The sequence below is a fragment of the Rhodococcus koreensis genome, from assembly GCF_900105905.1.
Classification (GTDB): Bacteria; Actinomycetota; Actinomycetes; order Mycobacteriales; family Mycobacteriaceae; genus Rhodococcus_F; species Rhodococcus_F koreensis.
The window spans coordinates 1-12,415 of record NZ_FNSV01000007.1 but is presented as its reverse complement, the minus strand read 5'-3'; the positions used below and the strand labels follow the sequence as shown (position 1 = coordinate 12,415).

Sequence of the window (12,415 nt, the reverse complement as noted above, 5' to 3'; positions counted from 1 at the left end):
AGGTATCTCATGTCCACATCAACAAACCCACAGGCCGACACCGGCGTGGCTTCCCCGGCCGACGTCAAAGAGCCACCCACTGGCGCTGAGTTCCTGGAATCGCTTCGGGACGGCCGCGTCATCTACTTCGACGGGGAAGAGATCAACGACGTCACCACTCACCCGGCATTCGCCACCAGTGCCCGTAGCTACGCCCGCATGTACGACTCGCTCCACGATCCAAAGCGACGGGACGTCCTGACCTACGTCACCGAGCGCAACACACGCACCCACAAGTTCTACAAGATGGCAGAAACCAAAGAGGACCTGTACCAGGCGCGAGACGCAATCGCGGAGTGGGCTCGCATGAACTTTGGGGCCCTCTCTCGTGGGCCGGATTACAAGGCCGCCCTGGTCGCATCCTTGGCCGCAGACGCCGATTTCTACGGTGAGTACGCAGGTAACGTGCGCCGCTGGTATGAAAAGGTCACCGACGAAGTAGCGTTCGTGAACCTGAGCTTGCTCAACCCAGCGGGCGACCGGTCCAAGCGTCCGGCCGAACAACGCGACGTGTACATGCACGTCGTCAAGGAACGCGAGGACGGCATCGTGGTTCGTGGCGCGCGCATGATTTCCACTGGTGCCGCCTTCAGTCAGGTCACCTACGTCAGTCAGTACATCCCCGCGGGTGGACTCGCGGACGACGAAGCCGACTTCGCACTGGGCTTCTTCCTACCCATGAACGCGCCCGGCGTGAAGTTCATCGGACGCGGATCCTATGAGAGCTTGGCCAAGAAGGTGGGATCCCCCTTCGATTACCCGCTCTCGAGCAGATTCGATGAATCCGACCTCGGCCTTGTGTTCGACGATGTCTTTGTTCCATGGGAGAACGTGACAGCGTATCGAAGCCCGGAGGCGGTCAATGGCCTGTTCTCGCGCGGCTTCGCTCAGCGCTTTACCTTCCACGCCGCAGTGCGCACGGCGGTGAAACTCGACTTCATCTGTGGTCTCCTGCTCAAGGCGACCGAAATGCAGGGCATGAGCGGTTTCCGCGGCGTACAGGCCCAGGTGGGCGAGCTGATTGGATTGCGGCACGGCATCTGGGGATTGAACGCCGGCATGATCGCCGATGCCCACCCCGGTCCGGGCGGCTACCTGCTTCCCAACACCGAATACGGGATGCAATGGCGCCAGATCTATGGAGAAACCTTCACCAAGGCCCGTACCGTCTTCCTGAACATCCTGGCTGGATCATTCATCCAGATACCCTCGTCCGCCAAGGATTTCAAGAATCCGGTGATCCGCGGCTACCTGGATCAGTACTGGAAGGCCTCGAAGGGCACCGCCGAGGAGCGGGTGAAGCTCATGCGAATCATCTGGGACATGTTCAGCACCGAGTTCGGTGGTCGAACCGAGATCCACGAACGCACCTTTGCCGGTAGTTACGAGGCCAACCGGATCGAGACGTGGAGCGCCGCCGAGCACAGGGGCCTCAGCGACCAGTTCAGGTCCATGGTCGACGAATGCATGAGCCAGTACGACCTGGACGGCTTCACCGATCCGGCGTGGTCATCGGTTCCGTGGACCACCAACGCCCCGGTCGCCATCCAATGATCGCGGTGCGAGGCCTGAATCACGCTGTGCTGTTCGTCAGTGACCTCGAGCGGGCCATCAGCTTCTACGGCACGACTCTCGGATTGGCGGTGGCTGCCCGCGAACCTCGAGCCAATGCGGCTTTCCTGCGAGCGAAGGATTCGGATAACCATCACGACCTCGGGTTGTTCGGTCTCGGGGCTGGCGCCCGGCGCCCCGCCTCGGGCCACACCGGCCTCTACCACCTCGCCTGGCAGGTCAACACCATCGACGAACTGGCGGAGGCACGCGACGCACTCCTGAGGTCAAATGCCTACCATGGTGAGTCGAGCCACGGCGCCACCAAAAGCATCTACGGCTTCGACCCCGACGGCAACGAGTTCGAAGTGATGTGGATGTTGCCACGCGAAGAATGGGGAACGTACGAGTTCGGCGCGCCCGTCGAACCGTTGGATCTCGAAGCGGAAGTGGAACGCTGGGCAGGGGTGGCAACCGCGCAGCGGTACTCGGCCCACGCGCGAGAGGAACAGTTATGACCGCCAAGCAATTCCCCGCGCCGGTCGTCGCCGAGTGGGGCTCAACGGACCCCTCGGCCCCACTCGTGGTGCTGTTACACGGGCGAGGCAGCGACGAGGCCGCCATGGGCACACTGGTGTCGTTCCTCCCACCGGGTCCGCGGTACGTGGCTGTCCGCGCCCCATTGTCGGAGGGAGGCGGGTTTGCCTGGTTCGCGAATCGAGGAATCGGCCGCCCGATCCAGGAGAGTCTCACCGCGACAATGTCCTGGTTTCGATCCTGGTTGGACTCCGTCACGACACCGAAACAACCCGTCATTCTCGTCGGGTTCAGTGGAGGCTCAGCCTTTGCCGGTGGCTTGCTGCTGGCCGACCCCAGTCGGTTCACCGGTGCCGGCCTGCTCTACGGAACCCTCCCGTTCGATGTCGGCCTGCCCCTCACCCCGGGACGTTTGACCGGAGTCCCAATCTTCCTGGTTCACGGCCTCCACGACACCGTCATCCCTCCCGAATTGCAGGAGTGGACATGGGAATACCTCGTCAAGTACAGCGGCTCCCCGCTGTGGGCGGAACGCGAACCGACCGGCCATGAGCTCACCGAACGCACCATCCGTGCCCTTGGGTGGTGGGTGTCCGAACGGTTGAACTTCATCACGCGGCCGACGGACGAACACGGCGGCACTTCCGGTAGGGAGGCGTACTGGCCGACGCTGCCGGACGGCACACTCCCGCACCGCGTTGGGCCGGCGCCGGAGATCAGCGTCACCACACCGCAGCAGCAGGAGACGCAGAACGCCCCGCCGGAACTTCAAGAGAAGCTCTTCGAGCGGATCCGGCGACTCCCCGGTGTCACCACCGCGCCCAGCGAGATCTCCGTCCCCGGTGCGCGGGCCCTGCAGCTTGGACCTGAGGATGCCCGGGGCGGCCAGGAGGCGTTCATCGTTCCGTCAGTGGGGGAGTTCGCCCACCTTCATCCTCACTTCGACGGCAGCATGCACATCGTGCTCCCGCCCGCTCTTGCAGTCGATGCCCTGCAGAAGGGGTGGGCGGTGGCCCACCCGCTGGCCGGCCTTCGACTGTCGGAGGGCATGGTCTTGATCTACGGACCCCGCGACACCGCCGAATTGGATGTGGTGACCGGGATCGTCGGCGCAAGCCATGCCTTCGCAACCAAGACCGGGCACGGGGTACACGATGAACTCCGTCCACTCTAGCAGCGCGCAATGACGTAAATCGGGTGTGGTGAAGAACTCCTCCGGTTGGAATGGCCTTCTGAGGGGCCCATCCCCACCGGAGGTCAACCGAAACTCTGGGACGACCTGGAAGGTACTGAGCAACCTCATTCAGGGATTCCGATGTCCGCCCACGCGTCCTCGCGACCTGACAGATTACTGGTCCGCCGCGCGCAGCACAGCGGTTATGACCGTGCATCATGGACGCCGCGAGACTCCATCGCTGCCGATCCCCAGTCTCCGGGTCATGTGACCGCACCCATCGACAACTGGAAGACACTGAGAGACATCGAAAGACGGGACGAGTCGACCATGACAGACCGAACGGCAGAACCGCACGGCACGGAAGGCGCCTACGTCGAATCCGGCGCCGAGTTCACGCGCGACACGCACTACATCCCCACCCGCATCACGGCCGACGGCCGCGACGGCTATCCCGTCGAACCCGACCGCTACCGACTCGTGGCCGCCCGCGCCTGCCCCTGGGCCAACCGCGCCATCATCGTCCGGCGGCTGCTCGGGCTCGAAGACGTGTTGTCGATGGGGCTGTGCGGCCCCACCCACGACAAGCGCAGCTGGACCTTCGATCTCGACCCGGGCGGACTCGACCCCGTACTGAAGATCCCGCGCTTGCAGGACGCGTACTTCGCGCGCTACCCCGACTACCCGCGGGGCATCACCGTGCCCGCGATCGTCGACGTCCCCACCGGGCAGGTGGTCACCAACGACTACCCCCGGATCACCCTGGACCTGTCGTCGGAATGGACGCGGTACCACCGCGACGGCGCGCCCGACCTCTACCCCGGGCCGCTGCGCGACGAGATCGACGAGGTCGCCGACCTCGTGTTCCGCGACGTGAACAACGGTGTGTACCGGTGCGGTTTCGCCGGATCCCAGGAGGCGTACGAGTCCGCCTACGACCGCCTGTTCGCCCGCCTCGACTGGCTCGAGGAGCGGCTGACCGACCGCCGGTACCTCGTCGGGGACACCATCACCGAGGCCGACGTGCGGCTGTTCACCACCCTGGCACGGTTCGACGCGGTCTATCACGGGCACTTCAAGTGCAACCGGAACAAGCTCGACGAGATGCCCGTCCTGTGGAGCTATGCGCGCGACCTCTTCCAGACGCCCGGGTTCGGCGACACCATCGACTTCACCCAGATCAAGCAGCACTACTACATCGTGCACACCGACATCAATCCCACGCAGATCGTGCCGAAGGGCCCCGATCTGTCCGGCTGGCTCACGCCGCACGGCCGTGAAGGGTTGGGCGGCAGGCCGTTCGGGGACGGCGCCCCGCCGCCTCCGCCGAAGCCCGGCGAGGAGGTCCCGGCCGGGCACGGCGTGTGATCGGGCGAGTCTAGGCGCCGGCGTAGGTGCCGAAACTCCAGAACACGCCCTCGGGGTCGCGGCAGGTGAATCCGCGCGAGCCGTAGTCCTCGTCCCGGAGTCCACGGACGATCGTGGCACCGGCGGCCACGGTACAACTCAACACGTGGTCGACTCCGCAATCCGATCCAGCCACACGAAGGTATTCGAACTCATGACACAGCTCGATCCGGCACTGATCGCAAGGTCCCTGCTCACCGCATATGACGACCGTGAGCCGATCGCTCACCGACATTCACCCCGACATGACGCTCGACGAGGCGTATGCGGTACAGCTGCATCAGGTGCGCCACTGGGTCGGCGAGGGTCGCCGGATCCGGGGACACAACGTGGGACTTACGTCGGCGGTGATGCAGCGTCAGCTCGGTGTCGACCAGCCGGACTACGGCCACCTGACCGACGACATGTTCTATCTGGAATCGCTGCCGATTCCGTTGGACCGCTTCATCATCCCCAAGGTGAAACCCGAGATCGCGTTCGTGTTGAAGAAGCCGCTGACCGGTCCCGGAGTCACCGCCGCGGATGCCCCGTCCGCGGTGGACTACGCACTCCCGGCGCTCGAGATCATCGATTCGCGGATCCGGGACTGGAAGATCACGCTCGCCGACACCACCGCCGACAATGCGTCGTCCGGTGGTGTCGTCCTCGGGTCGACGCCGGTGAGGCTGTCGCAGCTCACGCAGTCGGGGTTGTCCCTGCGCACCATGGGTTGCGTTGTCCACCAAGGCGGACAGGATGGTGGGCACGGGCGCCGGCGGCGCAGCGCTCGGGTCTCCGCTCAACGCCTTGGTGTGGCTGGCGAACACCGTCGGCCCGCTCGGCATCACCCTGGAGGCCGGGTCGGTGATCATGCGGGGATCGGTGACCGCGGCCGCCCGGTCGCCGGCGGTGACTCCGTGACCGCAACGTTCGCCGGACTCGGCAGCGTGACCGCCGATTTCGCGGAATCGAAGGAGAAGTAGTGGCTACAGCAGCGATCGTCGGTCCCGGGCAACATCGGCACCGACCTCCTCGTCAAACTCCAACACACCACCGAGTCGGCGAACCTCGTGAGACAGGCCCGGATCATGGACGATGCCGGTGCGTCTACGTCGTGGACTCCGCCGGCGCGTTGCTGCCCGACGGAGTGGCCGACCGCGTCGCCGTCCTCGTGGCCGAACTCACTCCGACGCGCAGGTCGGGGTGCAGGCGCACCAAATCTGTCGCTCGGTGTCGCGAACTCCATCGCCGGAGTGAAGGCGGGCGCCCGGCAGATCGATGGCACCTCGTGCGCTCTGGGTGCAGTCGCAGGACACTCGCCCACGGAGATCCTCGCCGGCGCATTCGAACGCCTCGGTGTAGCAACCAGGGTGGACACCGACGCCGTCCTCGCGTCGCCGCGAAAGTGACGAAGCCGTTCACCCCCAGACTGCCCGTGGCGGATCGGAATTCGATCATTCAGGGCAAGTGCGGGATGTGCAACTCGTTCCTCTTCCACGCCGAACGAGCCGCGGGACGTTACGGCGTCCCCGCCCACGAGATCCTCGCCCGCGTCGGCGAAGCCGGCTACGCCGGCGGGCAGGAAGACATGATCATCGACGTCGCGATCGAACTCGCCGGACAACGCGCCAACCAGAAGGAAGCATTCACCGTATGAGCACCGACACCACCGCGTGGAACGTCGACACCGCCGCCGAGGTCCTCCTCCGCGCCGAGGAGACCAGAACCGACCGCCACCCCATCAGCGACGACTGGCCCGAACTCGACGTGGACACCGCCTACCAGGTGCAGGCCGCGCTGATCGCCCGCAAGGTGACACAGGGCGAGAAGATCATCGGCGTGAAACTGGGGCTCACCTCCCGTGCGAAGCAGCAGCGGATGGGCATCACGTCGCCTCTCACCGCGTGGCTGACCGACGGCATGGTGCTCGAGGCCGGCGTCCCGATCCCTACCGGCGAGCTGATTCATCCGCGGGTGGAACCCGAGATCGTCTTCGTACTCGGCGAACGTCTCGAAGGTCCCGGGGTCACCGCCGCCACCGCGATGGCGGCCGTCCGTTCCGTCTACGCGGGCATCGAGGTGATCGACAGTCGCTTCACCGACTTCAAGTTCACCCTGCCCGATGTTCTCGCCGACAACGCGTCATCGTCCCGCTTCGTCATCGGTGGCGTCGAACGGGACCCGCGCGACCTCGACCTCGCACTCGAGGCCTGCGTGCTGTCAGTGGACGGCACGGTCGTGGACTCGGCGACGGGCGCCGCAGTGCAGGGCCATCCGGCCGAAGCTCTCGCGCTCGCCGCGAACGCCCTGGCCGATCGCGGGCTCGCACTCGAAGCCGGCTGGATCGTGCTGACCGGCGGCATGACCGACGCCGTCTTCGTCGAACCCGGCAAGCAGATCGTCGCCGAATTCACCCACTTAGGGTCCGTCGCAGTCGCTGGCGAGTGATGACAGCGATGGAGCGATGCGAAACGCCTCGTCGCATACTGCAAGAGACCCCTTGCGATCTGTGGCCGGGGCGCTATTCCGCCATGAACTTGAGTGGCAACGCTTGGCCGCCTTGGCATTGCGGCGGGACTGCACCAGCATGTCGAGCACATTGCCGTGCTGGTCGACCGCCCGCCACAAGTAGCGTTCTTCGCCATCGATCCTCATAAAGAGGGTAAGTCCCACGGCGTGGTGTGAATTCGGTGGGGCAGCGTAGCCGCAGCTCGGGCGTGTCGCTCCGAGTGTGTGGGTGGGCCATCGCGTAGTGATGAACGAGTTACCGACCAAAGTGACTCGACCAAAGGACCACGCGATGACCCACGACCATTCTGCCCTGATCACCCAGCTCGATGCACTCAGGGGCGCCGACCCGGCGAGCGTGTTCGCCGAACTGATCCGAACCGGACTGCAAGCATTGATCGACGCCGAAGCCACCGAAGCCCTCGGCGCCGGCCGCTACGAGCGCACCGCTGAGCGCACCAACTATCGCAACGGCACCCGATCCAAGACCGTCGCCACCACCAGCGGAGACGTCGAAGTGCAGATCCCGAAACTGCGGTCCGGCTCGTTCTTCCCCAGCCTGCTCGAACGCCGCCGGCGGATCGATCAGGCGTTGTACGCGGTGATCATGGAGGCCTACGTCCACGGCGTCTCGACCCGCAACGTCGACGATCTCGTCACCGCACTCGGAGTCGAATCGGGAATCTCCAAGTCGCAGGTCTCACGGATCTGCGCCGGACTGGACACCGAGATCGCCCGGTTCCGGGACCGCACATTGACGCATACGACCTTTCCGTACATCTTCCTCGACGCGACCTACTGCAAGGTGCGGATCGGCGCTCATGTGGTCTCTCATGCCCTCGTCGTGGCGACCGGTGTGTCGATCGACGGGACCCGGGAAGTGTTGGGGACCGCGGTGGGCGACAGTGAGTCGTTCGATTTCTGGCGCGAGTTCCTCGTCGGGTTGAAGGCACGGGGGTTGTCGGGGGTGCATCTGGTGATCTCCGATGCGCATTCCGGGTTGAAAGCTGCTGTGGCGCAGCAGTTCACCGGAGCGTCGTGGCAGCGGTGCCGGGTGCATTTCATGCGCAACGTCGGGTCTGCGGTGACGTCGAAGCAGGTGCCGCCGGTGATGGCGGCGATCAAGACGATCTTCGCTCACACCGATCCCGAGGCTGTGGCCGCGCAATGGGATCAGGTCGCGGACACGTTGGCGAAGTCCTTTCCGAAGGTCGCGTCGATGATGCGCGACGCCAAGCACGACGTGCTCGCGTTCCGGGCGTTCCCGAAAGCGCACTGGCAGAAGATCTGGTCGAACAACCCGAGATCGGTTAACCGGCTCTCGGGCGACACGATTCTGTCCGCGGCGTGAGGTCCGGGGCCGCCGCCCGGATGGGGCGCATGCTGACGGTGGCGGCTCGATTCACGAGAGGAGCAGACGATGGCCGTTCGGGTGCAGACGGCGGGCGACGGTTATGTGGTCGACGGCGAGTGGGAGGGTTGCGCGGCGGCGAACGCGTTCCTCAAGCATCTGGCCGGGCGGGCGTTCAGCGTGGCGACGGTGCGGGCGTATGCGTTCGATATGCTGAATCTGGCGCGGTTCCTGATCGACCGCGATGTCGGATTGGCGGCGGTGACGCCGGTGACCGTGTTCGAGTGGATCGACTGGCAGGGCGTGCGCCGTGATCCCCGACCCGGTGCAGCACCGAGGAACGGCCGGCAGCGGACGACGGCGGCGTCGACGATCAACCGGCGGGTCGCGGCGGTGCGGGCATTGTTCGAGTACCTGGTGATGACCGGGGTGCGCGCCGACAATCCGGTGCCCTCACCCCGGCGCGGGCAGGGGTTACGTCCGTCGGGGCGGGGTTTGCTCGGGCATCTCGGGCCCGGCCGGCCCCGGGCCGGAGGCCGGCTGGTGCGCCAGCCGCGGTTGCTGCCCGAGTCCCTCGACGCCGACGCGGTGGACGTGTTCGTCTCGTCGCTGCGCACCCATCGGGACCGGGCGATGGTGTGGGCGATGCTGCTCGGCGGTCTGCGCAGCGCCGAGGTGCGGTCGCTGCGGCTGGCGGAGGTCGACTTCGGTCGACGTCGGCTGCGGGTGCTCGGCAAGGGTTCGAAGGAGCGGGTGGTGCCGGTCGATGCGGTGTTCTTCACCGAACTGTCGGCCTATCTGCGCCTCGAGCGGCCACCGGGGTTGGCGACACCGGAATGTTTTGTGGTGCTGCGCGGCCCCACGCTGGGGGCGCCGGTGACCGAGGCCGGGCTGCGGTCGTTGTTTCGGCGGCACCGAGAGCTGTCCGGCGCGGGTCGGGTGCGTCCACACCGGCTGCGACACACCTACGGCACCGAACTCGCCTCCGCGGGAATCGATCTGATGGTACTGCGGGAGTTGATGGGGCACGCGTCCCCGGAGACCACCGCCGAGTACGTGCACCTGTCGATCGAGCAGCTCGCCGCCGAATACGGCGCCGCCCGGGCCAGTCTCGCCGGGGAACGGCGATGACCACCGGCTATTCCACCGTCGTCGCGCCGGGCCTACCGCAATCGGATCGCGGGTCTGCGGCAGGTGCTGTTCGAGGCCCGCATCGTCGACACACCACCACGGCGCCGCGTCTGGGCCCGCAGCTATGGCCAACGGTTCGCCGACGTTCCGATGGCCGACGCGATCCGCGAGACGCTATTGCGCTATGTCACCGTCCGGGCCGCGTGCTTCGCCCGAAGTCCGTCGAATCACTGATCAACGACCTGCTGCCATTCGCAGACTATCTCACCACACACCACCCCGAGGTCACCTCCCTCGACGGTCTCGACCGCAGTCACATCGAGGGCTTCCTCGTCTGGAACCGCACCCGCACCTGGCGCGGGCAACGCGCCGCCGCCGGCGCCGGACGCACCATCTCGATGGCGGTGATCCAATCGACGGTGCTGAGCCTGCGCAACCTGCTCGACGACATCACCGCATGGGGCTGGGAGCAGGCACCGCCGCGCCGGCTGGTCTTCGCCGCCGACGTCCCCAAACTCGACCAACCCTTGCCCCGCGCACTGGCACCCGACGTCGACGGCGTGGTGATGAACGCTGTTGCCGGGTTGGAGGATCCGTTCGCTCGCATCGGGTTGACGGTGCTCCGCGGTGCGGGGTTGCGGGTCGGGGAACTGCTCGACCTCGAGCTCGGCAGCGTCGTCGACTACGGCCCGGCCGGGACCTGGCTGAAGGTGCCGCTGGGCAAACTCGCGACCGAGCGCATGGTGCCGCTGTCGGCGGCCACGGTCGCGGCGTTGGACGAGTGGAGCGGCGGGCGCGGCGTCTGCCGGCCGCTGCCGCATCCGCGGACCGGAGCTTTGACCGATTTCCTGTTCGTCGCGCACGGCCGCCGCCTCGGCCAGACCCGGCTGCGCAATGGGCTGCTCGCCGCCGTCGAGCAGTCCGGGCTGCGCGGCGCCGGCGGCGCACCGTTGGTGGTGACACCGCATCAGCTGCGGCATATTGTCTCTGCTTAGTTCCCGTGTTGCATTAGACCCGAAGGTGAGGGCGACCTGGGGGTTTGGTTGTTGCGCCGAGCCGTGTGGTGTTTCTACTGTCAGCGCCCATGATCTTGAGCTACTTCTCGTCGCTGGACTGGCGGTCCTGGGACCTTGAGCATCGTCCCGTGATCCCGGAGGGGATGGCGTTCCTCATCGATGACGATCTGTTGTTCGAGGACGGCCCGGCCGCGCCGCGGCAGGCGTCCGTGGTGAACCGGTGGCTGCGGGAGCTTCCGGCCAGCGGGGCTCCGGCGCCGAGTTCGTGGGAGAACTACGCGCGGGCGGTCAAGGAATGGGCGGAGTTCCTCGCCGAACACGGCGTGGGGTTGTTCGATACCCGGGAACGGTTGAAAGCTGGGCTGAGTCGCTATGCGGAGCACCGCGCAGCGGGGCCGGCGCGGTCGCGGTTCGCGGCGACCACATGGGGCCAGCACATGAGCATCCTGTCGCTGTTCTACCGGTGGGCGATGGAGGAAGGGTTCGCGTCTGCCGAACCGTTCACCTACCGGTCGGCGCGGGCGGTCTTCGCCGGGACCGGCCGGGAGGTGCGGGTGAATCTGGCGGTGCGCCGCACCCCGAAACCGCATGTGACCATCAAGTATCTGGAGCCGGACTTCACCGACCTGTTCCGGAAAGGGTTGCGGGGGCTGGCGCCGGACGGCAACCGCGACACCGGGTTCGCGGGCCGGGAGATGACCCGCAACGCCGCGATCGGTGATCTCGCGCTGGCGACCGGGTTGCGGTTGGGCGAGTTCACGCATTTGCTGCCGTGGGAGATCCCGGCACTGCCGCCGGCGCGGACGGCGATCCCGATCCCATTTCCGGTGCCGGCGGGAATCACCAAGGGCCGCAAGTTCCGCACCACCTGGATCTCCTACGACGCCCTGGCCGGGCTGCACGACTACCTGCAGCTCGATCGCGCAGCCGTCACCGTCGAATCGAGCTGGCGGCCACCACGACGGTGGGGCGAGCCGATGCACGTGAGCGAACCGGACGCCCGCGGCGGCCGGATCAACGGCATCCGCCGGTCGTGGGAGTCATTGACCCCGCCGGAGCGGCGGCGGCTCGTGGCACCGGAGGGCGGGTCGTGCCTGCTGGCGGTCAAGGCCGACGGTGGACCGTTCACGGCGTGGGCGACGGTGTTCGAGCGCACCGCCGACCGGATCCGGGCCCGGTTCGAGCCGCGGTTCCCGCACGTTCACCCGCACCGGCTTCGTCACTGCTTCTCGATGCAGACTTTGGAATATCTGGTGACCGGCTACTACCGGCAGGCAGCGAAGCTGGTGCGCCACACCGATGCCGACGCGGCGCTGATCTTTTACCTGACCAAGGCCGATCCGCTGCTGGTGCTGCGAGATTTGCTCGGGCATTCGACCGTGTTGACCACCGAGAAATACCTGAAGCGTCTTGATACCACACGGATTTACCGGCAGGCCTACGAAACCGAGGGCGCGGCAGCCGGACTCATCGATGCTACCGCAGCCCAGTGGGAAGCCGACGCCGAATTCGACCATGACACCGACGGGGATCTGTGATGCCGACGAGAGTGACCGACGAACCGCTTGGCTTGAGCTGTGTGTTCAGCGACGGCAGCCGGGCGGAGTTCGACCTGGCGGGGTTGCCGAACCCTCGGTTGGCGCGTGATCTGGCAGTCGGGCTCCTGGAGCTGATTCATCCGCACGGCAGCGCGAACTCGGCCGGAACGGTCGATGCCTACGC

General features: G+C 66.3%; 9 protein-coding genes and 5 pseudogenes. 12 read left to right on the top strand and 2 right to left on the bottom strand.

Annotated features, from left to right (window positions below; translation table 11 throughout):
* Positions 1–9 precede the first annotated feature (9 nt).
* The 4 genes from BLV94_RS46480 to BLV94_RS46465 all read left to right on the top strand — a co-directional run bounded on the left by BLV94_RS46480 (position 10) and on the right by BLV94_RS46465 (position 4,669).
* Positions 10–1,593, top strand: coding sequence for a 4-hydroxyphenylacetate 3-hydroxylase family protein (locus BLV94_RS46480; protein WP_083395994.1), 1,584 nt, complete (start codon positions 10–12; stop codon positions 1,591–1,593).
* Positions 1,590–2,108 (top strand): VOC family protein, encoded by a 519-nt coding sequence (locus BLV94_RS46475; RefSeq protein ID WP_072949885.1) that lies wholly within the window; start codon positions 1,590–1,592, stop codon positions 2,106–2,108. Before BLV94_RS46480 ends, BLV94_RS46475 begins: the two co-directional genes overlap by 4 nt.
* Positions 2,105–3,301: a luciferase domain-containing protein gene (locus tag BLV94_RS46470; RefSeq protein ID WP_072949887.1), complete on the top strand. Its 1,197-nt coding sequence runs from the start codon at positions 2,105–2,107 to the stop codon at positions 3,299–3,301. Before BLV94_RS46475 ends, BLV94_RS46470 begins: the two co-directional genes overlap by 4 nt.
* A 330-nt stretch (positions 3,302–3,631) precedes the next feature.
* The gene (locus BLV94_RS46465) at positions 3,632–4,669 is read left to right on the top strand and encodes a glutathione S-transferase family protein (RefSeq protein WP_072949915.1); all 1,038 of its coding nucleotides are present in this window, start codon (positions 3,632–3,634) and stop codon (positions 4,667–4,669) included.
* A 10-nt stretch (positions 4,670–4,679) separates the two neighbouring features.
* On the opposite strand, the pseudogene BLV94_RS46460 reads toward BLV94_RS46465, so the two are convergent.
* A pseudogene (locus BLV94_RS46460) lies at positions 4,680–4,799 on the bottom strand (VOC family protein); the annotation flags it as partial.
* A gap of 63 nt (positions 4,800–4,862) precedes the next feature.
* Here BLV94_RS46460 and BLV94_RS46455 point away from each other — a divergent pair.
* From BLV94_RS46455 to BLV94_RS46440, 4 genes and pseudogenes are all read left to right on the top strand, one after another.
* Positions 4,863–5,670, top strand: a pseudogene (locus BLV94_RS46455) (2-keto-4-pentenoate hydratase).
* A gap of 105 nt (positions 5,671–5,775) precedes the next feature.
* On the top strand, positions 5,776–6,096 hold the full coding sequence (locus tag BLV94_RS51345) for a hypothetical protein (protein ID WP_072949890.1): 321 nt from the start codon (positions 5,776–5,778) through the stop codon (positions 6,094–6,096).
* Positions 6,093–6,344 (top strand): hypothetical protein, encoded by a 252-nt coding sequence (locus BLV94_RS51340; protein ID WP_072949892.1) that lies wholly within the window; start codon positions 6,093–6,095, stop codon positions 6,342–6,344. Before BLV94_RS51345 ends, BLV94_RS51340 begins: the two co-directional genes overlap by 4 nt.
* Positions 6,341–7,135 (top strand): 2-keto-4-pentenoate hydratase, encoded by a 795-nt coding sequence (locus BLV94_RS46440; RefSeq protein ID WP_072949894.1) that lies wholly within the window; start codon positions 6,341–6,343, stop codon positions 7,133–7,135. The genes BLV94_RS51340 and BLV94_RS46440 overlap by 4 nt, the downstream gene beginning before the upstream one ends.
* A 99-nt stretch (positions 7,136–7,234) precedes the next feature.
* Here the strand turns inward: BLV94_RS46440 and BLV94_RS46435 are convergent.
* Positions 7,235–7,321: pseudogene (locus BLV94_RS46435) on the bottom strand (DDE-type integrase/transposase/recombinase); the annotation flags it as partial.
* A 166-nt stretch (positions 7,322–7,487) separates the two neighbouring features.
* Here BLV94_RS46435 and BLV94_RS46430 point away from each other — a divergent pair.
* The 4 genes and pseudogenes from BLV94_RS46430 to BLV94_RS46415 form a co-directional block, all read left to right on the top strand.
* Positions 7,488–8,498: pseudogene (locus tag BLV94_RS46430) on the top strand (IS256 family transposase); the annotation flags it as partial.
* Between the two features lie 117 nt (positions 8,499–8,615).
* Complete coding sequence (locus BLV94_RS46425; RefSeq protein WP_072951824.1) at positions 8,616–9,677, top strand: tyrosine-type recombinase/integrase; 1,062 nt, start codon at positions 8,616–8,618, stop codon at positions 9,675–9,677.
* A 6-nt stretch (positions 9,678–9,683) separates the two neighbouring features.
* Positions 9,684–10,657, top strand: a pseudogene (locus BLV94_RS46420) (tyrosine-type recombinase/integrase); the annotation flags it as partial.
* Positions 10,658–10,761: 104 nt separating this feature from the next.
* Positions 10,762–12,231: a tyrosine-type recombinase/integrase gene (locus BLV94_RS46415; protein ID WP_072951791.1), complete on the top strand. Its 1,470-nt coding sequence runs from the start codon at positions 10,762–10,764 to the stop codon at positions 12,229–12,231.
* Positions 12,232–12,415: the final 184 nt, after the last annotated feature.